This window comes from Ancylobacter sp. G4_0304, assembly GCF_047501495.1.
Classification (GTDB): domain Bacteria; phylum Pseudomonadota; class Alphaproteobacteria; order Rhizobiales; family Xanthobacteraceae; genus Ancylobacter.
This window is the reverse complement of record NZ_JAZDRM010000017.1, coordinates 47,654-71,528: the sequence shown is the minus strand read 5'-3', so window position 1 is coordinate 71,528 and position 23,875 is coordinate 47,654. Positions and strand designations below refer to the sequence as shown.

General features: G+C 68.9%; 20 protein-coding genes and 1 tRNA gene. 17 read left to right on the top strand and 4 right to left on the bottom strand.

Annotation, left to right across the window (positions count from 1 at the left end; translation table 11 throughout):
- The first annotated feature begins 6 nt into the window (after nucleotides 1-6).
- Both VRZ77_RS11635 and VRZ77_RS11630 read left to right on the top strand, forming a co-directional pair.
- Nucleotides 7-492 (top strand): cytochrome b, encoded by a 486-nt coding sequence (locus VRZ77_RS11635; protein ID WP_414592820.1) that lies wholly within the window; start codon nucleotides 7-9, stop codon nucleotides 490-492.
- Nucleotides 492-1,526 carry an esterase-like activity of phytase family protein gene (locus VRZ77_RS11630; RefSeq protein WP_414592819.1) on the top strand — a complete coding sequence of 345 codons (1,035 nt, stop codon included), beginning with the start codon at nucleotides 492-494 and terminating at the stop codon, nucleotides 1,524-1,526. The genes VRZ77_RS11635 and VRZ77_RS11630 overlap by 1 nt, the downstream gene beginning before the upstream one ends.
- Nucleotides 1,527-1,532: 6 nt before the next feature.
- Here the strand turns inward: VRZ77_RS11630 and VRZ77_RS11625 are convergent, their stop codons facing one another.
- Together VRZ77_RS11625 and rpmB are read right to left on the bottom strand one after the other, a co-directional pair.
- Nucleotides 1,533-2,159, bottom strand: a complete 627-nt coding sequence (locus VRZ77_RS11625) for a queuosine precursor transporter (protein WP_414592818.1) — start codon at nucleotides 2,157-2,159, stop codon at nucleotides 1,533-1,535.
- 16 nt (nucleotides 2,160-2,175) lie between these two features.
- Nucleotides 2,176-2,466 carry a 50S ribosomal protein L28 gene (gene rpmB, locus VRZ77_RS11620; protein WP_414592817.1) on the bottom strand — a complete coding sequence of 97 codons (291 nt, stop codon included), beginning with the start codon at nucleotides 2,464-2,466 and terminating at the stop codon, nucleotides 2,176-2,178.
- Nucleotides 2,467-2,783: 317 nt separating this feature from the next.
- Between rpmB and VRZ77_RS11615 the strand changes: the two genes are divergently transcribed.
- The 6 genes from VRZ77_RS11615 (at nucleotide 2,784) to VRZ77_RS11590 (ending at nucleotide 9,977) form a co-directional block, all read left to right on the top strand.
- Complete coding sequence (locus VRZ77_RS11615; protein WP_414592816.1) at nucleotides 2,784-3,629, top strand: DUF3108 domain-containing protein; 846 nt, start codon at nucleotides 2,784-2,786, stop codon at nucleotides 3,627-3,629.
- A gap of 240 nt (nucleotides 3,630-3,869) precedes the next feature.
- On the top strand, nucleotides 3,870-7,154 hold the full coding sequence (locus tag VRZ77_RS11610; protein ID WP_414592815.1) for a helicase-related protein: 3,285 nt from the start codon (nucleotides 3,870-3,872) through the stop codon (nucleotides 7,152-7,154).
- A gap of 6 nt (nucleotides 7,155-7,160) precedes the next feature.
- Nucleotides 7,161-7,430 carry a S4 domain-containing protein gene (locus VRZ77_RS11605; protein WP_414592814.1) on the top strand — a complete coding sequence of 90 codons (270 nt, stop codon included), beginning with the start codon at nucleotides 7,161-7,163 and terminating at the stop codon, nucleotides 7,428-7,430.
- Nucleotides 7,431-7,557: 127 nt separating this feature from the next.
- A complete protein-coding gene (gene fdxA / locus VRZ77_RS11600; RefSeq protein ID WP_213753914.1) occupies nucleotides 7,558-7,893 on the top strand; it encodes a ferredoxin FdxA in 336 nt (111 codons plus the stop codon).
- A gap of 375 nt (nucleotides 7,894-8,268) precedes the next feature.
- On the top strand, nucleotides 8,269-8,865 hold the full coding sequence (locus VRZ77_RS11595) for a CarD family transcriptional regulator (RefSeq protein WP_414592813.1): 597 nt from the start codon (nucleotides 8,269-8,271) through the stop codon (nucleotides 8,863-8,865).
- A 224-nt stretch (nucleotides 8,866-9,089) separates the two neighbouring features.
- Complete coding sequence (locus tag VRZ77_RS11590) at nucleotides 9,090-9,977, top strand: RNA polymerase factor sigma-32 (protein ID WP_414592812.1); 888 nt, start codon at nucleotides 9,090-9,092, stop codon at nucleotides 9,975-9,977.
- Between the two features lie 9 nt (nucleotides 9,978-9,986).
- On the opposite strand, the gene VRZ77_RS11585 is transcribed toward VRZ77_RS11590, so the two are convergent.
- Together VRZ77_RS11585 and VRZ77_RS11580 are read right to left on the bottom strand one after the other, a co-directional pair.
- Nucleotides 9,987-11,435 (bottom strand): M48 family metalloprotease, encoded by a 1,449-nt coding sequence (locus VRZ77_RS11585; RefSeq protein WP_414592811.1) that lies wholly within the window; start codon nucleotides 11,433-11,435, stop codon nucleotides 9,987-9,989.
- 65 nt (nucleotides 11,436-11,500) lie between these two features.
- On the bottom strand, nucleotides 11,501-12,388 hold the full coding sequence (locus tag VRZ77_RS11580; RefSeq protein ID WP_414592810.1) for a thermonuclease family protein: 888 nt from the start codon (nucleotides 12,386-12,388) through the stop codon (nucleotides 11,501-11,503).
- Nucleotides 12,389-12,572: 184 nt separating this feature from the next.
- Between VRZ77_RS11580 and VRZ77_RS11575 the strand changes: the two genes are divergently transcribed.
- The 9 genes from VRZ77_RS11575 (at nucleotide 12,573) to VRZ77_RS11535 (ending at nucleotide 23,874) form a co-directional block, all read left to right on the top strand.
- A tRNA-Arg gene (locus tag VRZ77_RS11575) sits at nucleotides 12,573-12,649 on the top strand.
- A 323-nt stretch (nucleotides 12,650-12,972) separates the two neighbouring features.
- A complete protein-coding gene (locus tag VRZ77_RS11570; protein ID WP_414592809.1) occupies nucleotides 12,973-14,130 on the top strand; it encodes an ABC transporter substrate-binding protein in 1,158 nt (385 codons plus the stop codon).
- A gap of 59 nt (nucleotides 14,131-14,189) precedes the next feature.
- Complete coding sequence (locus VRZ77_RS11565; protein WP_414592808.1) at nucleotides 14,190-15,353, top strand: YncE family protein; 1,164 nt, start codon at nucleotides 14,190-14,192, stop codon at nucleotides 15,351-15,353.
- Between the two features lie 98 nt (nucleotides 15,354-15,451).
- On the top strand, nucleotides 15,452-16,669 hold the full coding sequence (locus tag VRZ77_RS11560) for an isochorismate synthase (RefSeq protein ID WP_414592807.1): 1,218 nt from the start codon (nucleotides 15,452-15,454) through the stop codon (nucleotides 16,667-16,669).
- The gene (locus VRZ77_RS11555; protein WP_414592806.1) at nucleotides 16,666-18,288 is read left to right on the top strand and encodes a (2,3-dihydroxybenzoyl)adenylate synthase; all 1,623 of its coding nucleotides are present in this window, start codon (nucleotides 16,666-16,668) and stop codon (nucleotides 18,286-18,288) included. The genes VRZ77_RS11560 and VRZ77_RS11555 overlap by 4 nt, the downstream gene beginning before the upstream one ends.
- A gap of 2 nt (nucleotides 18,289-18,290) precedes the next feature.
- On the top strand, nucleotides 18,291-18,938 hold the full coding sequence (locus VRZ77_RS11550; RefSeq protein WP_414592805.1) for an isochorismatase family protein: 648 nt from the start codon (nucleotides 18,291-18,293) through the stop codon (nucleotides 18,936-18,938).
- Nucleotides 18,935-19,222, top strand: a complete 288-nt coding sequence (locus tag VRZ77_RS11545) for a phosphopantetheine-binding protein (protein WP_414592804.1) — start codon at nucleotides 18,935-18,937, stop codon at nucleotides 19,220-19,222. The genes VRZ77_RS11550 and VRZ77_RS11545 overlap by 4 nt, the downstream gene beginning before the upstream one ends.
- Before the next feature lie 6 nt (nucleotides 19,223-19,228).
- A complete protein-coding gene (locus tag VRZ77_RS11540) occupies nucleotides 19,229-23,173 on the top strand; it encodes an amino acid adenylation domain-containing protein (protein WP_414592803.1) in 3,945 nt (1,314 codons plus the stop codon).
- Nucleotides 23,113-23,874: a 2,3-dihydro-2,3-dihydroxybenzoate dehydrogenase gene (locus VRZ77_RS11535; RefSeq protein WP_414592802.1), complete on the top strand. Its 762-nt coding sequence runs from the start codon at nucleotides 23,113-23,115 to the stop codon at nucleotides 23,872-23,874. The genes VRZ77_RS11540 and VRZ77_RS11535 overlap by 61 nt, the downstream gene beginning before the upstream one ends.
- The last annotated feature ends 1 nt before the right edge of the window (nucleotide 23,875 follow it).

The following is a 23,875-nucleotide window of genomic DNA, read 5'->3' as shown; positions in this document are numbered from 1 at the left end:
CACGGCATGACGGAACATTACGATCGGGTGGCGCGCAGCCTGCACTGGATGGTGGCCGCGCTGGTGCTGACGCAGTTCGCCACCGGCTGGAGCTGGGGCTTCTTCGAGCGCGGCACGGATCCGCGTTTCTACCTGTTCCGCATCCATCTTTTCTCGGGCTATGCAGTGCTGGCGCTCGCGGTGCTTCGGGTCGGATGGCGGCTGACCCATCGCGCGCCACCGCTGCCGGCCGGCATGCCGCGGGTGCTGGCGATCGCCTCCCATGCCACCCACGGGCTGCTCTACCTCGCGATCCTGATCCAGCCGGTGCTGGGAATTCTGACGATCTCCGCCCTTGGCAAGCAGCTCGGCTGGCCGGGGCCGGTCCATGTCGCTCTCGCCTATGTGATCGCCGGCATCGTGGCGCTGCATGTCGGAGCGGCGCTGTGGCATCACTTCGTGCGGTGCGACGGGCTGATCTACCGCATGCTCCCCGCGCGGGTGCGCGGCTGATGGCAGGGGCCCGCGCGATACTCCCACGCCTGCGTCGCCGGCTGCTGAGCGCGGGGCTCGGGGCCTGCCTCATGGTCGGCCTCTCGGCAATGAGCCTGCCGGCGGTCGCGCAGGTCGGGCCGATCGTGGTCGAGGCGCAGTCGATCAGCCGGTTCGATGCCTCGGGCAATAACCGGCTCGGCGTGCTGGAGTTCAAGGGCGGGCTGGTGCTGACCTCGGACAGCCAGGATTTCGGCGGCATCTCCGGCCTCAGCATCGCCCCGGACGGCGCGGGCTTCCTTGCCATCACCGATCGCGGCAACTGGCTCTCCGGCACGATCCGGCAATCCGGCGACGCGCCCATCGGCATGAGCGGCGTGATCCTCACCCCCATGCTCGGGCCGAACGGGCGCACGCTCGCCTCGCAGGGCAGCGGCGATGCCGAAGCGCTGACCCGCAGTTCCGAGGGCTATGTGGTCGGCGTCGAGCGCCGGCATGGCATCTGGCTGTTCCCCGGCGACCAGCCGCTGACCGCGCGCGCCGAGCCGATCGTGCCGGGCGGGGTGTTCAAGGCGCTGGGCGCCAATGAGGGCATCGAGGCCCTGCTGGCGCCGCCGACGGGAAGTCCCTATGCGCTGATCGCGGTGGGGGAGGTCGATCCCGGCGATGCGTCGAGCCTGCCCGGCTTCCTGTTCTCTCCGCTGAGGGGCGGGGGGCTGGCCGGCACCTTCACCATCCAGCGCAGCGACGATTACGCCGCCACCGACATGGCGCTGGCCGATGACGGGCGGGTCTATCTGCTGGAGCGGCGCTACGACATGCTGCGCGGGGTGGCGATGCGCATCCGGCGCTTCGCGCTGAGCGATTTCGTGCCCGGGGCGCGGCTGGCAGGGGAGGTGCTGATCGAGGCCAACCGGCTCGCGTCGATCGACAATATGGAGGCGATCGCCGCGCATCGCGGCGTCGGGGGCGAGGTGATCCTCACCCTGATCTCCGACAATAATTTCTCGCTGCTGCAGCGCACGGTACTGCTGCGCTTCGCGGTCATCAAATAGGAAGGTTCAGGCCGTCGGGCGCTGCGGCAGCGTGCCGGTCCACGGCTTCAGCCAGCCCATGAGCGCGCCATAGGGGATGAGCGCGACCAGCGCGCAGGCGAGCTTCACCAGGAAGTCGAAGAAGGCGAGGCCCATCCACAGCGGCACGGTGATGCCGGTGAGCGCATAGGTGACCGGGAACGACATGTCCGGGTCGCCGGCGAAGGCGAGCGAGAAGAACAGCGCGGTGTCGAGCGCCGAGCCGAACAGGCTGCCGGCCAGCGGCGCATGCCACCAGCTCAGGCGGCGCAGGCGGTTGAACACGCCGATATCGAGCAACTGGCCGAACAGGAAAGCCGTGCCCGAGGCGAGCGCGATGCGCGGCGTCGCCAGCCAGATCGACAGCACCACGGCGAGCGCGAAGCCGGCATAGACCACCTGCCGCGCCACGGCCGGGCCGAAGCGGCGATTGGTCAGATCGTTCACCAGGAAGGCGAGCGGGTAGCTGAACGCGCCCCAGGTGAGAATCTCACCGAGCCCGAAATGCTCGACGGGATACTGGACAAGCACGTTCGAGGCCGCGACCACCACCATCATGCCGATGACGGGGAGCGCGAGCCTCGAAGGCGATAGGGTGGTTCCGGCGAGCTTCATGGCCGAGCGTCGTCGCTCAGGCGGCGGCGACGCTGGCCTTCTCGACCGCGCGCTTCAGCTCGACGGCCTTCTGCGACAGCTCCTCGGAGCGGGCCTTGAGAAGGAACGCATCGAGGCCGCCGCGATGATCGACGGTCCGCAGGGCATTGGCGCTCACGCGCAGCTTTACCGACCGCTTCAGGACATCGCTGGTGAGCGTGACGTTCACCAGGTTCGGCAGGTAGCGCCGACGGGTCTTGCGGTTGGAGTGGCTCACGAGATTGCCGGTAAGAACCGCCTTCCCGGTAAGTTCGCACCGACGCGACATCGTGGAATTCCTTAAGTTCGTGGCCGGCCGCGCCGCAGGACTGGGTTCAGTCCGACGATCCGCATCCGGCATCGGTCAAAATTGAGTGCGCTCCTATAAGGAAGGCGCCAAACGCCGTCAAGGCCGTTGCGGGTGCCGGCTGTGCGCAGACCCGCCTTCGCGCCGCCATTTTGCGCACGCGCGTGTCATCACGCGCTGTTGTCCGCGGGCGGCCACAGTTGTGCCGCCTTCCAACGTCACCCGATCAATATTACACATTTCCATCGCTGCGTGGCGAATCGGCGCGCGGCCGTTCATTTCAGGGAATCGGCTCCGCAATGCAGCGTTTCGGCCTCGGAGCAGTTGTGGCGCTGGTGAGCGCTAGTGTCGGCCTGGGAGCGACGGCCGCTTCGGCCGATGGCCGGCTGGAGGCCCGCTATCGCCTGTCGCTCGGCGGGCTGGAGCTCGGCCGCGCGGCCTTCCTCATCGAGGTCGACGACAAGGCTTATGTCGCCTCCGGCAGCGCGCGGCTGACCGGCGTGGTGCAGGCGGTTTCGTCCGGCAAGGGGGCCGCCGGTGCGCGCGGTGCCATCGATCGCGGCACGCTGCAGCCCCGCTCCTTCGCCATGGAAGCCGAATCGGACCGCAAGAACGAGGCGATCCGTCTGGTGATGAGCGGTGCCGCCGTCACTGACATGACCGTCGAGCCCCCGGTGATGCCGGCCGCGGACCGCGTGCCCGTGACCGAGAAGGACAAGAAGAACATCTTCGATCCCATGACGGCGACGCTGATCATGGTGCCGGGGACGGAGAGCCCGCTGTCGCCAAAGGCGTGCGGGCGCACGCTCTCGATCTTCGACGGCCGCCAGCGTTACGACCTCGACCTGATCTTCGACCGCATGGAAGACGTGAAGGCCGAGAAGGGCTATGCTGGCCCCTCCGTGGTGTGCCGCGTCGCCTACCGCCCGGTCTCCGGCCACAAGCCGGACCGGAAGTCGGTCAAATACATGATGAACAACAAGGACATGTATGTGTGGCTCGCCCCGGTGGCGGGCACGCGGATGCTGGTGCCGTTCCGCGCCTCGGTCGCGACCCTGCTCGGCGTGGCGCAGATGGAGGCGCTGAGCTTCATCACCGAGCCGACGGTGGGGCGCAAGGCGGCGGCCTCGACCACGGGTCAGTGAGGCCGGCTTTCGACCGATAGCTCGCCACGCGGCGACAGATCGCCTCTCCCCGATTGCCTCCGGCGCATCCGGCGCCACATGACACAGGCGGGGCGCTTGCGCTCCTGTTCTCCTCCGGGCGCGCTGCCCGTAAGGCGGGAAGGCCCCGCCGTGCTCCGAACCGGCGCGATCTCGAGTCGCCGATCGTGAAAACCTTGTGCTAGACAGGTCGGGTCACCGGCCCGACGGACAGATCATCGCATGAATATCGCCGCGCCGCCGGCCAATGTCCTTGCCTCGACGGGAAAGCCGCTGCCGCCGCACATGCGGGCGCGTGGCGTCACTGCCGTGCTCGGGCCGACCAATACCGGTAAGACCAGTCTGGCCATCGAGCGCATGCTCGCCCATTCCTCGGGCCTGATCGGCCTGCCGCTGCGGCTGCTGGCGCGCGAGGTTTATGGCAAGCTGGTCGAGCGTGCCGGCGAGCATAATGTCGCGCTGATCACCGGCGAGGAGCGCATCAAGCCGGACAATCCGCGCTACTGGGTCGCCACTGTCGAGGCGATGCCGCGCGATCTCGACGTCGCCTTCGTCGCGCTCGACGAAATCCAGATCGCCTCCGATCTCGACCGCGGCCACGTCTTCACCGACCGCATGCTGAACCGGCGCGGACGGGAGGAGACGCTGCTGCTCGGCGCCGCCACCATGCGCCCGCTGGTGGAGAGGCTGCTGCCGGGCGCCTCGATTCTGGTGCGCCCGCGCCTGTCCAATCTGACCTTCGCCGGCGAAAAGAAGATCACCCGCCTGCCGCGCCGCTCCGCCATCGTCGCCTTCTCGGCCGACGAGGTCTACGCCATTGCCGAGCTGATCCGTCGCCAGAGCGGGGGCGCGGCCGTGGTGCTCGGCGCGCTCTCCCCGCGCACCCGCAACGCGCAGGTTGAGCTCTATCAGAACGGCGACGTCGATTACCTCGTCGCCACCGATGCCATCGGCATGGGGCTCAATCTCGACGTCGACCATGTGGCCTTCGCGGGGAATGTGAAGTTCGACGGCTGGCAGTTCCGCCGGCTCAATCCCGGCGAGCTGGCGCAGATCGCCGGCCGCGCCGGTCGCGCGCAGCGCGACGGCACCTTCGGCACCACCGGACGCTGCCCGCCCTTCGATGCCGAGCTGGTGGAACAGCTCGAAGCCCATCATTTCGAGCCGCACCGCGTGCTGCAATGGCGCAACTCCGCGCTGGACTTCTCCACCATCGACACGCTGCACCGCTCGCTGAGCATCCCGCCGCGCGAGGAGGGCCTGACCCGCGCGCCCACCGCCGACGACGTTCTGGTGCTGGAAGCCATGGCCCGCGACGCCGATGTGCGCCGCCATGCCGGCACCCCGGCGGGGGTCGAGCGGCTGTGGGAAGCGTGCCAGCTGCCGGACTACCGCAAGGTGTCGCCGGCCTCGCACAGCGACCTGGTGGCGAGGGTCTATGACGACCTTATGCGCTTCGGGAAGCTCTCCACCGACTGGTTCGCCAAACAAGTGGCCTTGGCGGACCGAGCGGAAGGTGACATAGACACGCTGTCGGGGCGCATTGCGCAGGTCCGTACCTGGACCTTCGCGGCGAACCGGCCGGACTGGCTCGAAGACCCGGAACACTGGCAAGGTGTCACGCGGCGTGTGGAAGATAGACTTTCCGACGCGCTTCACGAACGGCTGACCCACCGTTTCGTGGACCGTCGGACCAGCGTCCTGATGAGGCGCCTGCGAGAGAACGCAATGCTGGATACAGAAATTACCAAGACCGGCGATGTCGTCGTCGAAGGCCATGTGATCGGCCATCTGCTCGGCTTCCAGTTCGCGGCCGACGCCTCGGCGGGCGGGCCGGAGGCGAAAGCCCTGCGGGCAACCGCGCAGAAGGCGCTGGCCGGCGAGATCGAGGCGCGCGCCGCCAAGCTCGCGGAAGCCACCGACGACGCTTTCGTGCTCTCGGCCGACGGCACGCTGCGCTGGATCGGTGAGCCGGTCGGCAAGCTGATTCCCGGCGACGACGTGCTCACTCCCCGCCTCAAGATCATCGCCGACGAGCATCTGACCGGCGCCGCCCGCGACGGCGTGCAGGCGCGCATCGATCTGTGGCTCAAGGCGCATATCGAAAAGCTGCTCGGTCCGATCATGGCGCTCGGCCGCGCCGAGGACATCGCCGGCATCGGCCGCGGCATCGCGTTCCAGCTCGTGGAATCGCTCGGCGTGCTGGAACGCCACAAGGTGGCCGAGGAAATGAAGAGCCTCGCCCAGGAGGCGCGCGCGGTGCTGCGCGGCCACGGCGTGCGCTTCGGTGCCCACCACATCTATATCCCCGCGCTGCTCAAGCCCGCGCCGCGCGCGCTCGCCGCCCAGCTCTGGGCGCTGAAGCATGGCGGGCTGCAGCAGAAGGGGCTGGACGAGCTGCCCCATCTCGCCTCCTCGGGGCGTACCTCGATCCCGGTCGACCCGGAAATCCAGAAGGGGCTCTATCGCGCCGTCGGCTTCCGCGTGGCGGGCGAGCGTGCGGTGCGCGTCGACATTCTGGAGCGCCTTGCCGACCTGATCCGTCCGGCTCTGGCCTGGCGCGCCGGCGCCCCCGGCGAGAAGCCGGCCGGTGCCGTGGAAGGCGGCGGCTTCACCGCCACTGTCGCCATGACCTCGCTGGCCGGCTGCGCGGGCGAGGACTTCGCCTCGATCCTGCGCTCGCTCGGCTACCGCATGGAGCGCCGCCCGGCGCCGGTCGAGGCCCCGGTGGTCGCTGCCGAGGCGCCTGCTGCTGAGGCCCCGGCGACCGACACACCAGCCGCTGACGTTCCCGTCGATGCAGCGCCCGTGGACGAGACCCCCGCGGTGCTCATCGCGGTCGATCCGATCGGCACCGACCCGGTGTTCGACCAGACCATCGAGCCGGCCATCGAGGTCGTCGAGGTGGTCGAGGCCCCGGCCGAGATCGAGGTGGTGCTGAGCGAGGTGGCGTCCGCGCCGACCTCCGATGTCGCCTTCGACCAGACGGTCGAGCCGGCGCTGGAGACTGCCGGTGCCGAAGCTGCCGCCGATTCCGCCGCCGGCGCCGCCGTTTTGGCCGAGCCGGCGATGATCGAGGTCTGGCGTCCGGGCCGTCCCGCGGGCCAGCAGCGCTCGGGCCATCAGCGCCATCGCGGCCCGCAGAACCGGCCGGCGGGCGATGCTGCCGCCCAGCCTCCGCGCGAGGCGCGCGCCCCGCGTCCCGAACGCACCGACGCTCCCCGGCCGGATGGCGAGGTGGCCGAGCGTGGCCGTCGTCCGTTCCGCGAGGAGCGCCGCGACCGCAAGGGCGGCCCGCAGGGCGAGCGCACCGAGCGCGAGCCGCGCAAGGACCAGAACCGCAATGCCGGCCGTCCTCCGCGCGCGGCGCAGGAGCGCTTCAACCCGCCCCGCCAGGACACGCGCCGCGACGAGCCCCGCCGCGACAAGCCGGTCGATCCCGATTCGCCGTTCGCCGCCCTGCTCGCGCTGAAGGCGCGCATGGAGGCGGACAAGAACGGCGGCTGAGCCCGCTTGGGCGCGGTCGAAACCTCGGAGGGGCGCCACCGGCTGGACGTGTGGCTGTGGCATGCGCGGGTGGCGAGCACCCGCACCGCCTGCGCCTCGCTGGTGAAGGCCGGCCGCGTGCGGCTGAACGGTGCGCGCATCCTCGCCCCCGGCCATGCCGTGCGCCTCGGCGACGCAGTGACCATCGCGCTGGACGGCCGGGTGCGCATCCTTGAGGTCGCCGGCTTCAGCGAGCGCCGCGGCGATGCGAAAGCGGCGGCGGCTATATCGACCTGACCGATGCGCCGGGCAGCCATGCCGGGTGAGCGGGAATGGTGCCGGGGATGTGCCTTGCGCCGCAACGGGCGGTGCGCTAGGGGAGAACCGCAGGCCAAATTACAGGCCCTGCACGGAGACTGGATGAATGACCTACGTCGTCACGGATAATTGCATCAAGTGCAAGTACACTGACTGCGTGTCCGTTTGCCCCGTAGACTGTTTCTACGAGGGCGAGAACTTCCTTGTCATTCATCCCGACGAGTGCATTGACTGCGGCGTGTGCGAGCCGGAATGCCCGGCCGAGGCGATCAAGCCCGACACCGAGCCTGGGCTTGAAAAGTGGCTGACGCTGAACGCCGACTACGCCAAGGTGTGGCCCAATATCACCGACCGAAAGGACCCGCTGCCGGATGCGAAGGAATGGGATGGTGTAGCCGATAAGCTACAGTATCTTTCTCCCGAACCGGGTAAGCAGGACTGACCGCACGGCACCTTCTGCGTCGTGCAGGCAAGCTCACCGGGCGTCGCGGCTTCAAGGCCGGCGGCGCGCTGCGGTGCGGCAGTATTTTGATTTCCCCACATTTTGTGTTATAAGCTCTTTCGTGCAGTCGATTGGGTTTGTCATGGTGCGACGCTCCTCTGATGGAGCGGCTTCCCCGGAATTTTCATCGGGTTTTCGTCTGACGCATGGCTCAGGCCATGTGGCGGTGTCGCTCACGTTTTCCATTGTCGGCTGAAGTACGGCTTCCTCATCCGTGGAAGCCGGGGTGTTTCTTGTACCTTCGGCATGAGCCGGGGGCGGTGCCTGCCGAGGTGGCGGGCGCCGGAAGAACCGAGACCCAGGAGCAGGCACAGCATGTCGTCGACGAAGAAGCCGTCCAATATCCGCCAGGGTTTCAAGACGGGTGAGCATATCGTGTATCCGTCCCACGGCGTCGGACGTATCATGGCGATCGAGGAGCAGGAAGTCGCGGGTTTCAAGCTCGAACTGTTCGTCATCAACTTTGAAAAAGACAAGATGACGCTGCGTGTGCCGGTTCCCAAGATCGCCTCTGTCGGCATGCGCAAGCTGTCCGAGCCTGCCGTGCTCAAGAAGGCGCTGGAGACCCTCAAGGGCCGCGCCCGCGTGAAGCGCACCATGTGGAGCCGCCGCGCGCAGGAATATGAAGCCAAGATCAATTCCGGCGATCTGGTCGCGATCTCCGAGGTCGTGCGCGATCTCTATCGCTCCGACGCCCAGCCCGAGCAGTCCTACAGCGAGCGCCAGCTCTATGAGGCCGCGCTCGACCGCATGGCGCGCGAGCTCGGCGCGGTGGAGAACCTCACCGAGACCGAAGCGATCAAGATGATCGAGACCAACCTGCTGAAGGGGCCGCGCCGTCTCGGCAAGGGCGAGACGGATGCCGAGATTGCCGAGGCCGACGACGCCGAGGCCGAGGAAGCCGCCGCCTGATCGCGGCTGGCCGGGTGCCTTCATCCCGGCGCCGACCTTACCGATCTCCGACAAAAGCGCGGCTCCGCGCCGGGCTTTTGCTTTTTGGCGTCCCATCCCCCTGCGAGTTCCCTTACGGAAGTTCTCGGATGGAACTTTAGGTCGCCCGGTGCGTTTGGCCATTTGGTTGCGCGGCGTGTGATCGGCACTTCGCGCCAGCGCATTGGGTGTGGAGGAGGGCGCACATGGATGTTCGGCCTGGCCGTGAGGGCAGCCTTCTCGACGCGGCGCTGCGGGCGCCGTTGCTGGCCCGCGAGGAAGAATACGAGCTGGCCCGCCGCTGGCGCGAGGCCGGCGACCAGCAGGCGCTGCATGCGCTGGTGCGCTCGCATATGCGCCTCGCCATGTCGATCGCCCGCCGCTTCCGGCATTACGGCCTGCCGGTCTCCGATCTGGAGCAGGAGGGCCATGTCGGCCTGCTGGAGGCTGCTGCCCGCTTCGACACCGCGCATGAGGTGCGCTTCTCGACCTATGCGACCTGGTGGATCCGCGCCTCGATTCAGGATTACGTGCTGCGCAACTGGTCGATCGTGCGTGGTGGCACCTCATCTGGCCAAAAATCTCTATTCTTCAACCTCCGCCGCGTCCGGGCGGCGCTGGAGCGCGCTCATGGTGGCGCGGGCGCCCCGCTGCTGCGCGAGGAGATGCAGCGCTCCATCGCCACCGCGCTCGGCGTCGAGCCGGGCGAGGTGGCGCGCATGGATGCCCGGCTCCACGCCCCGGACCTGTCGCTGAACGCCACGCTCGGCGCCGGCGACGAGGAGGGCTCCGAGCGCATGGAGCATCTGGTCGCCACCGGGCCGCTTCCCGACGAGGAGGTTTCCAGCCAGATCGACGGCGAGCGCCGCGGCCGCTGGCTGCGCTCTGCTCTGCGGGCTCTGAACGAGCGCGAGATGCGCATCATCAAGGCGCGCCGGCTGAGCGAGGAAGGCGAGACGCTGGACTCGCTCGGCGCGCGTCTCGGCATATCCAAGGAGCGGGTGCGGCAGATTGAGAGCCGCGCCATCGAAAAGCTGCGCATCGCGCTAACCAAAGGTCCCGGCGTGCCGCGCGGCGCCTTCGGGCCGGCGTAAGGTGCTCGCCTATTCCGAGATGATCTTCACCTGTTCGCCATAGGGCAGCTTGGCGCCCTTCTCCAGCCCGTTGATGATCAGGAAGCGATCCAGCGGGCGGTCCGGCACGTCCATGCGGGCGGCCAGCTTTTCCGGCGTGTCGGTGAGCCCGACCGTGACGATGCGCAGCCGCAGCGGCTTCACATTCTCCGCCTCCTCGATGGAGACGCGCCGGAAGGTCTCCGCCGCCGCGCGGAACTGGCGGTCGAGCTCCGGGGTCAGGTCGCGCGCGGCGAAGATCAGCCGGTAGACATCGCTGCCGAAGCGGATGGCGAACATGCGGAACGACCACTGCTCGCCGCGTGCGACGGCCGTGGCGGCAGGGAAGCCGTTCAGCACCAGGCTTTCGACGGAGGAGATTTCCACCCCGTCGATCCAGCCCGAGGACAGGTATTGGCCGAGACTCTGGTCGCCGGCCACCCGAACCGCGTCGAGCCGCAGCGCCTCGCGGCCCGAGGACGAGGCGCCGAGCACCGCCTGCGAGGTGTTCTCGAGCGTGAATCCCTGCGGCGCGGTGAAGGTGAAGCCGAGCTTGGGATGGAAGAAGCGGCTGCCACGAATGAAGCCCTCCTTCGGGTCGTCGCCATAGACCAGCCCGTCCAGCGCGGCGAGATACTGCTTGCGGTCGCGCTCGCCCGGCTTGTCGGGCGAGGCATATTCGCGGGCATTGGCCATCACGATGGAGATGCGCTCCGGCGTCGCCGGATGGCTCGCCAGGAAGTCGGAATTATCGGGCGTCGAGGTCTGGCCGATCGAGGTCGACTTCAACGAGGCCTGCTCGCCCATCACGGTCAGGAAGCGCTCGGCGCCGTAAGGGTCGAAGCCGGCGCGCGCGCTGATGCCGACACCGATAGCGTCCGCCTCCAGTTCCTGCCCGCGCGAGAAGCTGGCAAGCGAGATGCGGCTGCGCGCCAGCGCGAGGGCGCCGAGATCGGAATCGTTCACCACATCCGAGATCACGCGGCTGACCAGCACCGCCTGCTTCATCTGGTCCTCGCGGGTTGCGGCATGGTTGGCGATGACATGCGCCATCTCATGGGCCAACACCGAGGCGATTTCGGAATTGTCGTAGGCCAGCGCCAGCAGGCCGCGCGTGATGTAGAGCGAGCCGTTGGGCAGGGCGAAGGCGTTGATCGCCGGGGAATTGAGGATCGTCACACGATAGCGCTGGTCCGGCCGCTCCGAGGCCACCACCAGCCGGGTGACGATGCTCTGGATCAGGGCCTGGAGCTTGGGGTCATCGTAGATCCCGCCATAGGAGGCGACGAGGCGCTCATGTTCCTTGCGCTGGACCGGGGTGAGTGAGTCCTCGAAGGCCGGTTCGCCGGAGAGGGGCGCGTTGGGATTTGCCGGCTCGTTGAGGCTGGCGCAGGCGGCGGCCAGCAGCGAAAAACCGGCGACGAGGGCGAGCGAGACCATGCGGCGCAGGCGATCGCCTGACCCGCGGACCGTTCCCGGCCGAGCCTCCTGCCGTCCTGCCGTCCTCACTGATGCCCCGCCTCTTGTCCTTCCCAATCCTCATCCCACGCCGCGATCTGCTCGATCCAGCGTATGTCGATGGCCGGTCCGCCGTCCTCGACCACCGCGCCGCGCACCGCGATGCGCCGCCCGGCAACATCGGCCAGCGCGATTCCACGCTGCGTCAACGCACGGCCGATGTCCTTTTCCAGTCGAACCGTGGCGTCTTTGCGCCAGACCGCGCCAAAATTGAGATAATCGACTGCGCGCCCGGTTCCAACCGTTAGCACGCGACCTGCCAGGATCGTGAAGCGCCCGCGCCGCGCCTCCAGCGCCGCGAGGTCGTGCGCGGGGATCGGCAGGCGCGCCCAGAGGCCGAGGCGGGCGAGCCGTGCCGGGCGCTCGGCCGTGGCCAGCGCCGTCATGCAGCCGAGAAAGCCTGCCTCCGGGCGCGCGACGGCGAGGCCGTCGGCCAGCAGTGCGGCCTGCACATCGAGCGCGCCCTGACCGCCTTCGGCCTCAAGGCGCACCAGTCCGGCCGTGCGGCCATGGCGGTCAGTGCCTTCGTGGGCCGAAGCGAGGCTCGCCATCCGCCCCGGAGCGGTGCGGGTGAGTGAGGCTACCATCGCCGCCTCGCCGCCGGCGGCGTCAACGGCCGCGAGGCGCACGAGCCGGGAATCTTCCAGCACCAGTTCTCCCGCGCCGGTCACGGCAGCGATACGTCCGAGCGGGCGGTAGTCGTCCGGGCACGGCGGGGCGGCAAAGGCGGGCTGCGCGGTCAGCAACAGTGCGGCGAACAGGGCGGGGGCGGCGATGACGGCGCGCGGGAAAGCGCCGGCCCGGCGCGTCACGCTGGGGCGGAGGGTGCGTCCGGTCGGCCGGCTCGCCGCGACGGTCGATGATGGCAGGCCCATCGCGCCTCGATCGCTCTGCTATTTCAGCAACATCCATCATACAAGAATGCGCGGCGCATGCCATCCGCCCATATGAGGGCCAGCCGACGCCTACCGCGATGCTTGCCCGTGACGCCGATTCGCTTCATACGCTAGGGCGCCATCCGACCCGGCGGCCGGATGGCAGGGAAGTCGCGTCTTCCACGTCCCGGTAGCTCAGCAGGATAGAGCAACGGTTTCCTAAACCGTAGGTCAGGGGTTCGAATCCCTTCCGGGACGCCAAACGCCTTATAAATCAATAATTTATGGCTGGGTTCGCCACCCGGTTCGCCACGGCTATTTGTTGTGGCTGGCCACCAGCTTCGTAACGGCTTTCATGCCTGCACGCGCCGTCCCGCCGTCGCGGGCCTGCGCGGCCATGCGAGTCGCCAGCTCCGCGCCTGGTAAGATGTGTGCACCTTATTTGAAGTAATAATAGGCATGGATCTGGATATTCTTAGATTAGACTAATTAAAAACAAACGATTACGGATTGTTTAGTTGACGGTCTGGGTGCAGAAGGCGGATAGGCACCTTCACTGTCGTTCACCGTCTACGAAGTTCTCCATGATGCGAAGCCGAGCGGATCGTCCATCCAGCCGTCTGTCCTATGTCTGGACGGCTTTCGCCCACCGTTTCGCCGGAATCGTTGTCGCCGCGTTGATGCTGTGCCTGATGCCGGCCGGCGCGCAGGCGCAGGTCGCGCTCACCGATGTCACCGGCCATGAGGTGGTGCTGGAGAAGCCGGCGAGCCGGCTGCTGATCGATGACGGGCGCTTCCTCATCGCGCTGTCGCTCATCCATCCCGATCCGGTGAGCGTGCTCGCCGCCTGGCCGCGCGACATCAACCGCATCGGCAAGCAGACCTTCGAGGATTACCGCGCCAAATTCCCGGCAATCGACCAGCTCGCCAAGGTGGCGAGTTCGGCGGGGGCTCTCTCGGTGGAGCAGGTGGTGGCGGCAAAGCCGGACCTTGCCGTGTTCTCGCTCGGCTCGCAGCCCTCCGACGAGGAGCGCGCGCGCATCGAGGCGGCCGGCATCCCGGTGGTGGTGATCGATTTCTTCACCCATCCGCTCACCAATGTGGAGCCGAGCCTCACCTTGCTCGGCAAGGCCACCGGGCGCGAGGCGCAGGCCGGGGATTTCCTCGCCTTCCGCCGCTCCCAGCTCGACGCGATCAAGGCCAAGGTCGCCGGCCTGCCCGCCGAGAAGCGCCCGCGGGTGTTCCTCGAACCCCATGCCGCGATGACCGCCGATTGCTGCAACTCGCCGGGGCGCGGCAATGTCGGCGACATCATCGAGAGCGTGGGTGGCACCAATATCGGCGCGGCGGTGATCCCGCGCGCCTTCGGCAAGCTCAATCTCGAATACATCATCGCGCAGGATCCGCAGGTCTATATCGCGACCGGCGGCAGTCACATGGAAGGCACGGCCGGGCTGCTGGTCGGCCCGGAATATAGCTCGGAGCGCGCGCGCCAGACGCTGGAGGGCGTGGTGTCCCGCCCCGGCTTCTCGGGCTTCGACGCGGTGCGCGAGGGCCGGGTGCACGGGCTGTCCCACCAGCTGCTGAACTCGCCGCTCGATGTGCTCACCGTCGGGCTGCTCGCCAAATGGGTCCACCCCGAACTCTTCGCCGATCTCGATGTCGAGGCCACGCAGCGCGCGCTGAACGAGCGGTTCCTCGCCGTGCCGGTCAAGGGCCCGAACTGGATCGATCTCGACTGACATACCCGACCTGACGCGCGCCCGCGCCGCGTCCCCCGCTTTTCCAACGGAGAAACGCCATGCCGATCATTGCCCGTCCCGCCCGGTCCAGCTTGCGCAGCCTGATCCTCGCCGCCACCGCGCTGGCGGCGTTCAGCGGCGCCGCGTTCGCGGACCCGGAATTCGTGAAGCAGGCGAAGCCCGGCGCGGGGCTCTATGAGCTGGTGTTCAGCCCGGCCACCAATCGCGTCTATGTCGCCGCCGCCGGCACGCGGGGCGCCAAGGAAACCTTCGTCCTGGGACTCGATCCGACGACGCTGGAGGTCAAGGAGACCATTGCGCTGGGCGAGGATCCGATGTTCGGCCTCGGCGTCAACAACAAGACCAAGACGCTCTACGGCACCCAGACGCGCGACGGCTCGGTCTCGGCGATCGACCTCAACACCGGCAAGATCGTGGCTCATGTGGCGAAGGGCGAAAAGGCCCATGTGCGCCAGATCGTGGTCGATGAAGATGCCAACAAGGTTTATGTCTCGGTGGTCGGCATGCGGGAGGCTCCCAGCGAGATCTGGATCATCGATGGCGCCACCAACAAACTCGATCATGCCATTGAGGGGCTGACCGGTGGCGTCACCGGCATCGCGCTCGATGCCAAGGGCAAGCGGCTGTTCGCCAGCACCATGAATTCCAACGAGGTGCACGTCGTCGACCTGGCCACCGAGAAGGTGGTCAAGACCTTCCCGTCGGGCGGCGACAACGCCATCAACCTCGCCTATGACGCAAGCGGCGACCAGCTCTTCATCGCGCATCAGGGCTCGGGCGAGGTCGTGGTGCTCGACGCCAAGGACGGCAACATCATCAAGAAGATCCCGACCGGGGAGGGGGCGCTCTCGGTGGCGATCGATCCCGCGCGCAGCCTCGCCTATGTCACCAATCGCCGCGCCGGCTATGTGACGCTGATCGACACCAAGACCCTGGAGCCGGTCGCCAACGTCAATCTCGGCTCGATGCCGCAGACCGTGGCGATCGATGCCGCCACCGGCAATGCCTATGTCTCGTCGAAGATGAAGTCGGCAATGCGCCCGCGTCCTTCGGCGCCCCCGGCCGCCGCCGGCGCGCCGCCCGTTTCCGCGGCGGCCGTGCCTGCGGGTGCGCAGCCCGCCGCTGGCCCCGGCGGCGAGCGCCCCCGCCCGGTGCCGATGGTCGATCCCTTCGGCGACACCGTGACCCTGATCAAGCCCTGATGCCTTTCCCCGCCCCGTTCCCTGCGGGGCTGGGCTCGACCCTCTCCCGCGTCCCGTTCCGTACGGGGCGCGGCTCGACCTGAACAGGAATCCTGCCGATGACCGCACCCTCGAACGGAGCGATGCGCATGCGCGATGCCGGAACGCAGGCGAGTTTCGCGCCGGCGCTGCCTTTCGCGCTGGTGTCGGATCGCGAGACGGTGGTCGGACGGGGCTGCCTCGGCGTGGTGCCGGCCGGCGAGCGCCCGCTCGGCGAGCGGGTCGGCGCCTGGTTCGCCGATCATCCGGGTGCGCGGCTGCTGGTCGGGGCGCTGCCCTACGATCATCGCGCGCCCGCCCATCTGTTCCAGCCGGCCGAGGTCTCGCGCAGCCCCGGCCGGGACTGCTTCGCCGCCGCCTTTTCCCCGCCGGCGCTCGTGCCGGCCGCGCCGGTGGCCGCCCCGCGCTGGGCCGCGCAGCCCGAGCCTTCGCTCGCCCGCTATCGCGCGGCGGTGGAGGAGGCTCTGGCGATGATGGCGCGCGGCGAGGACGGGCTGCGCAAGATCGTGCTGTCGCGCAGCCTGCGTCTGACGTCGGATCGGCCGGTAGAGGCCAGCGCCCTGCTGCGCCGGCTCGCGGAGGACCACCATGCCGTGGCGTTTTGCGTACCGCTGCCCGGGGAGCGCCCCCGCGCGCTGGTTGGCGCGACGCCGGAGCTCTTGATCGACAAGCAGGGTGCGGCCATCTTCTCCCATCCGCTCGCCGGCTCTGCCCGGCGTTCGCGAGAGAAGGTGGCCGACGAGGCGGCGGCGCGCGCGCTGCTGGCCTCCGAGAAGGACAATCGCGAGCACCGCGAGGTGGTCAGCGCCATTCTCGACCAGCTCGCGCCCTATTGCGCCGAACTCGGTGCGCCGGAGGGCACCCAGCTCACCGCGACCAACAGCATGTGGCATCTCGGTACCCGCATCACCGGGCGGCTGCGCGATGCCGCGATGCCGTCGGTCGACATCGCCGCGCTGCTGCACCCGACGCCCGCGGTCTGCGGCACGCCGCGCGCGGCGGCGGACCGGGCGATCACGGCGCTCGAAGGCTATGATCGCGGCTTCTACGCCGGCGCGGTCGGCTGGTGCGACGCCTCGGGCGATGGCACCTGGCATGTCGCCATCCGCTGCGCCGAGATCGCCGGCGCCGAGGCGCGGCTCTATGCCGGCGCCGGAATCGTGCCCGGTTCCGACCCGCAGGCCGAGGGTGACGAGACCTCCGCCAAGTTCGCCGCGCTGCTGCGCGCGCTCGGCATCGACGAAGACGGGCACCCTCTGTCGGAGGATGCGGCGTGATCCCGCTGACGCAGACATGGCCGGCCGAGTTGGCCGCGCGCTATCGCAAAAAAGGCTATTGGCGCGGCGAGACCTTCTCCGTCTTGCTGCGCGAGCGGGCGGCGCGCTTTGCCGGGCATACCGCCGTGGTCGCGGGCGAGACGCGCTGGAGCTATGCCGAGCTGCTGGCGCGTGCCGAACATCTGGCGGGCGGTTTCCTGGCGCTGGGGCTGAAGCCCGGCGACCGGGTGGTGGTGCAGCTTCCCAATATCGCGGAGTTCCTCTCCGTCGTGTTCGCCCTGTTCCGGGCGCGACTGGTGCCGGTCTATGCGCTGCCCGCCCACCGCGTGGTGGAAATCGCGCATTTTGCCCGTACGGCGGAGGCGCGTGGCTATGTGATCGCCTCCAGCCATGACGGCTTCGACTACCGCGCGCTTGCAGCGCAGGTGCAAAACGAGGTGCCGGCGCTGGAGCATGTCGTGGTGGTGGGCGAGGGCGGGCCGTTCGTCGCGCTCGACGCGCTGCCCGCCTTCAACGGCGAATTGCCGGAGGATGCCGACCCCTCCGAGGTCGCGTTCCTGCAGATTTCCGGCGGCTCGACGGGGCTGTCCAAGCTCATCCCCCGCACCCATGACGACTACATCTATTCGTTCCGCGCCAGCGCCGAAATCTGCGGCATGACGCCGGAGACCGTCTACATGGTCGCGCTGCCGGCCGCGCATAATTTCCCGATGAGTTCGCCCGGTTTCCTCGGCACGCTTCATGCCGGGGCCACTGTGGTGATGAGCCCGTCGCCAAGCCCGGAGGTCGCGTTCGCGCTGATCGAGCGCGAGAAGGTGACGATGGTCGGCCTCGTGCCGCCGCTCGCTTTGCTGTGGATGCAGGCGGCGCCGGGCACGAAGCACGACGTGTCCTCGCTCCAGGTCCTTCAGGTTGGCGGCGCCAAGTTCATGCCGGAAGCCGCGCGCCGTGTGCGACCGATACTCGGCTGCACGCTCCAGCAGGTGTTCGGCATGGCCGAGGGGCTGGTGAACTACACCCGCCTCGACGACCCGGAAGAGACCATCGTCGGAACGCAGGGCCGTCCCATCAGCCCCGATGACGAGGTGCTGATCCTCGACGACGAGGGCCGGCCCGTGGCCGAGGGCGAGGCCGGCAACCTGCTGACGCGCGGGCCCTACACCATCCGCGCCTATCACAATAATGACGGCGCCAATGCCCGCGCCTTCACCCCGGACGGCTATTACCGCACCGGGGACGTGGTGAAGCGCACGGCGGAAGGTTATCTGGTGGTGCAGGGCCGCGCCACCGACCACATCAACCGCGCCGGCGAGAAGATTTCGGCGGAAGAGATCGAGGATCATCTCCTCGCCCATCCGAACGTGTTCGATGCCGCGGTGGTGTCGCTGCCCGACGACTTCCTTGGCGAGCGCTCCTGCGCCTTCGTCATCGCGCAGGGCGAGATGCCGAAGGCGGCGGTGCTGAAGGCGTGGATGCGCACGCGCGGCCTCGCCGACTTCAAGGTGCCCGACCAGGTGGTGTTCGTGGACGCGTTCGAGACCACGGCGGTCGGCAAGGTCTCTCGCAAGGAGCTGCGCGCGAGCCTGCGCCGCCGCTTCCTCGAACAGGCAGAGGCGTGAGCATGGCGGACAAGCCCGGCCTTCCGGTCATCGGCACCTATGAACTGCCGCGCGCCGACGAACTGCCCGCTGCCCGCGCGCCTTGGGCTCTGGAGAAGCACCGCGCGGCGCTGCTGGTCCACGACATGCAGAACTATTTCCTGCGCATCTACCAGCACGATGCCGAGCCGATGCGCACGACGATTGCAAACATCGCCACGCTGATCGCGGCGGCGCGGGCGGCGGGCGTGCCGGTGTTCTACACCGCGCAGCATGGCAACCAGGACCGGCGCGACCGCGGGCTTCAGGCCGACCTCTGGGGGCCGGGAATGAGCGATGCGCCCGAGCACCAGCCGATCCACGAGGCGCTGGCGCCGGTAGTCGGCGATCTTGTACTGGTGAAGCACCGCTACAGCGCGTTCCAGCGCTCGAACCTTGAGACGCTGATGCGCGCGCGCGGCCGCGACCAGCTGGTCATCTGCGGCGTCTATGCCCATATCGGCTGCACGCTCACCGCCGCCGACGCCTTCATGCGCGACATCGAGCCTTTCATGGCCGCCGATGCGCTGGCCGATTTTTCCCGCGAGAAGCACGACCTCGCTTTGATATACGTAGCGGATGTCTGCGGCGTGCCGCTCGCCACCGAGCAGATTGTGGAGTTGCTGCGATGAGCATCGAACCCGGCGATATCCAGCGCATGGTCATCCCGGCCGAGCCGGTGACCAGGGAGAAGATGCGCGCCGACATCGCCCGTATGCTGCACGAGGACCCCTCCGAGATCGGCGACGAGGACAGCCTGATGGACCTCGGCCTCGATTCCATGCGCGCCATGAATTTGGTGCTGGCGTGGAGCGAGGGCGGGCTGGAGCTGGAATTCGCCGAATTCGCCGAGAACCCGACGCTCGCCGGCTGGTGGGCGCTGGTCGAGGCCCGGCAGAACGCGCGAAACGGCTGACGCCAGATGCCCGGTTCCGCATATCCGCTCACCGAGGCGCAGTCGGGCCTGTGGTATGCGCAGCAGCTCGCGCCCGGCAATCCGCTGTTCAACACCGGGCAATATATAGAATTGACCGGTCCGCTGGACCTCGCCGCCTTCGAGGCGGCGCTGGCGCAGGGCGTGAGCGAAGCGCAGGCGCTTGCGCTACGCATGGAAGAGACCGCCGCCGGCCCCGTACAGCTCGTGCTGGATGAGGCGCGCCCGCGTCTCGACATCATCGACGTGTCGTCGGCGCCGGACCCGCTGGCGGCGGCGGAAGCCGAGATTTCCCGCGACATGGCAGTGCCGGTCGACCCCGTGAGCGACCCGCTCGCGGCCGAGCGGCTGTTCCTGCTCGGCCCGCAGCGTTTCGTCTGGCAGCAGCGCATCCACCACCTCGCCATCGACGGCTACGGCATGATCCTGCTCACGCAGCGCATTGCCGAACTTTACAATGCGCGCCTGCGCGGCACGCCTGAGGGCAATCCGCTGCCCGGCCTTGAGGTGGTGCTGGCCGAGGACGCGGCCTATCGCGGCTCCGAGAAACGCGGGAAGGACGGCGCGTTCTGGCGCGAGCAGTTCACCGACAAGCCGGATGTCGCCTCGCTCGCCCCCGGGGCGCCGGTGAGCGCCGCCCATTTTCACCGGCGCGCGGTGGAGATGGACCGCGACGCCTTCGCCCGGCTGCGCGCGCTGGCCGAGCGTAACGCGATCCCGTGGCCGGACGTTCTCACCGCTCTCGCCGGGGCCTATGTCCGCCGGCATACCGGCGCGCCGGAAGTCATTCTCGGCGTGCCGTTCATGGCGCGGCTCGGCAGCGCGGCGGCCCGCGTGCCGGCGATGCTGATGAACGTGCTGCCGCTGCGGCTCGCCCCTGATGAAGAAGCCCCGCTCGACGAGATGCTGGCGCAGGCGGCCAAGGCGCTGACCCGCGCGCGCCGGCACGGGCGCTACCGCAGCGAGCAGCTTCGCCGCGACCTGAAGCTGATCGGCGGCCAGCGCCGACTGCACGGGCCGCTGGTCAACATCCTGCCCTTCGACGAGACCCCGCGCTTTGCCGGACTTGAGGCGCGGCTGGAGGTGCTGTCCACCGGGCCGGTGGAGGACATCACTTTCACCTTCCGGCTGCACGGCACGGACGGGCTGCGCCTGGAAGTCGACGCCAATCCGGACCTTTATCCGGCGCATGAGGTCGAGGCCCATGCCGCGCGACTCTCCCATTTCGTCGCCGCCTGCGTGGAGGCGCAGCGCCTCGCCGAGGTGCCGACCGCAACCCCGGACGAGTCGCGGCGCTACCTCCATGAGGTGAACGACACCGCCCATCCGGTGCCGGATCTGACGGCGAGCGCGCTGATCGAGGCTGGGCTTGCCCGCACGCCTCAGGCGCCGGCGGTGTGCTTTGGCGACGAGATGATCGATTACGCGACGCTGGAGGCGCGCAGCCGCGCGCTGGCCGGGCAGATGATGCGGGCCGGCGTCGGGCGCGGCACCATCGTTGCGGTCGCCCTGCCGCGCTCGACCGAGTTGATCGTGGCGCTCATCGCCGTGCTGCGCGCCGGGGCAGCCTATCTGCCGCTCGACCTCGCACACCCGGATGAGCGCCTCGCGCGTATCCTCGGCTCGGCCCAGCCGGTTCTGGCGCTGGCACTGCCGCAGGATGCGGCGCGGCTCTGTGGCGTGCCGGTGCTGGCGCCGGGCGACTGGGAGAGTCGGCCCGACGCGACGGCGCTTCCCGCCCCCCGCCCGGACGATGCGGCCTATGTGATCTACACCTCCGGCTCCACGGGGGAGCCCAAGGGCGTGGTGGTCGAGCATCGGGCCATCGTGAACCGGCTGGAGTGGATGCGCGTCCATTACGGCTTCGACGCGCGGGATCGCGTCCTACAGAAGACGCCGATGACCTTCGACGTCTCGGTCTGGGAGTTCTTCCTGCCGTTCATCTCGGGCGCCAGCCTCGTCGTCGCCCCGCCGGACGCCCACCGCGATCCGCGCGCCATCGCGACGCTCATCCGCGAGGCGGGCGTGACTACGGCGCATTTCGTGCCCTCCATGCTCGCCGCCTTCCTCGCCGAGCCGGCCGCGAAGGGGGTGGCGCTCGCCCGCGTGTTCTGCTCGGGCGAGGAACTGCCGGCGGAGCTGCGCGATCGCTTCCACCGCACGGTCACGGCGGAGCTGCACAATCTCTACGGGCCGACCGAGGCGGCGGTGGATGTCAGCTATTGGCCGGCCGGTCCGCAGGACGCCTCCCATCCCGTGCCGATCGGCTTTCCGGTGTGGAACACGCGGCTCTACGTGCTGGACGACGCCGACCGCCCGCAGCCGCCCGGCGTCGCCGGCCATCTCTATCTCGCCGGCGTGCAACTCGCGCGCGGCTATCTCGGCCGGCCGGACCTCACCGCCGAGCGCTTCGTCCCGGACCCGTTCGTGCCGGGCGAGCGCATGTACAGGACCGGCGACCTCGCCAGCTTTCGCCCGGATGGCGCGGTGGTCTATCTCGGCCGCTCCGACCACCAGATCAAGATTCGCGGCCTCAGGGTCGAGCTGGGCGAGATCGAGGCGGCGGTGATGAGCTCCGGCCTCGCGCGGCAGGCCGCGATCATCGCCCGCGAGGACCAGCCGGGGGCAAAGCGCATCGTTGCCTATGTGGTACCGTCGGGTGCGCCCGACATGGAACGGCTGCGGGCCCATGTCGCCGCCCATGTGCCGGACTATATGGTGCCTTCCGCCTTCCTCGCGCTGGAGGTCCTGCCGGTGACCGCCAACGGCAAGCTGGACCGCGCCGCGCTGCCGGCTCCGGACTATGCCGGCGCGGGCGGGCGGGCGCCGCGCACGGCGACCGAGGCGGTGGTCGCCGCCCTGTTCGCCGAGCAGCTCGGACTTGAGGGCGAATTGTCGGCGGAGGACGATTTCTTCACGCTGGGCGGGGATTCGCTTCAGGCGGTGGCGCTGCTGCTGCGCGTGCGCGAACTGTTCGGCAGCGATCCCGGCCTCGGCGCGCTGTTCTCACACCCCAGCGTCGCCGCGCTCGCGGCGCTGATCGAGGCCGGCGAGGGCGTGGTCGATGCCGGGCTCGGCCCGCTGATCACGCTCACTGAGGGCGATCCGGCGCTGCCGCCGCTGTTCGCCATCCATCCGGCCGGCGGCATTTCCTGGTGCTATGGCAGGCTGGCGCGGGCGCTTGAGCCGCGCCGGACCGTGTACGGCATCCAGGCCCCGGCGCTCTCCCCCAATGAGCCGCTGGCGGACAGCCTCGACACGCTCGCCGCCGATTATGCCGCGCGCATCCGGCAGGTGTTTCCGGAAGGTCCCTATCACCTCGTCGGCTGGTCGGTCGGTGGCATCCTCGCCCAGGCGGTGGCGGTGAAGCTGGCTGAGGGCGGCGCAAGGCTCGGCGTGGTGGCGATGCTCGATGCCTATCCCACCGATTGCTGGCGCGACGATCCGGAGCCGCAGGAAGGCGACGCGCTCAAGGCCCTGCTCGCCATTGCCGGCCATGATCCGGACCGGCTGCCGGCTCTCGCCCTGAACCGCGCCTCGGTCATCGCCTTCCTGCGCGCCACCAACAGCCCGCTCGGCACCTTGCCCGATGCGGCGCTGGACGGGGTGGTGCGGGTGGTGGCCGGCAACAGCGCGCTGGTGCGGGGCCATTTTCATGGAAGCTACAAGGGCACCATTACCTATTTCCGCGCTGCGCTGGACCATGAAGGCACCGGCCTGACGCCGGAACTGTGGGCACCGTATGTCGGGGCGCTCGACATCACCGAGGTCCCGAGCCTCCACGCCTTCCTCACCGGGCCGGACGCGGTCGCGGTGATCGCCCCGGTGCTGGCGCGAGCGATGGAGCGGACGGACAACAAGGACGAATCACCATGCGCGACAATGGCATCACCGGCCGCCTTGCTTTCGTCACCGGCGCCAGCGGAGGCATAGGCCGCGCGCTGGTCCGGCTGCTGGCGGAGGAGGGCGCGCGCGTGGTCGCCACCGACCGGCCGGACGCGCTGGAGGGCATCGAGGGCGCGCATCGCATCGCGCCGCTCGACGTGCGCGACAGCGCCGCCGTCGACGCTCTGGTGGCGCGGATCGAGGCGGAAGAGGGACCGATCGACCTTCTGGCGAATGTCGCGGGCGTGCTGTCCTATGTCCCGGTCACCGAGCTGTCCGATGAGGAATGGGACCGGGTGTTCGACATCAATGCCAAGGGCGTGTTCCGCGTCTCCCGCGCGCTGGCGCGGGTGATGCAGCCGCGCGGGCGGGGGGCGATGGTCACGGTGTCGTCCAATGCCGCCGGCATTCCGCGCCACGCCATGGCCGCCTATGCCGCTTCCAAGGCGGCCGCCACCATGTTCACGCGCTGCCTCGGGCTGGAGCTGGCGCCGCATGGCATTCGCTGCAACATCGTGGCTCCGGGCTCGACGCTCACCCCGATGCAGACCGGCATGTGGGCGGATGAGAACGGCGCGGCGCGGGTGATCGCCGGCTCGCTTGAGACCTTCAAGTCCGGCATCCCGCTCGGCAAGCTGGCGAACCCTGAGGATGTGGCGGAGGCGGCGGTATTCCTGCTCTCCTCTCGCGCCGGCCACATCACCATGACCGATCTTTATGTCGACGGCGGCGCGACACTGCGGGCGTGAC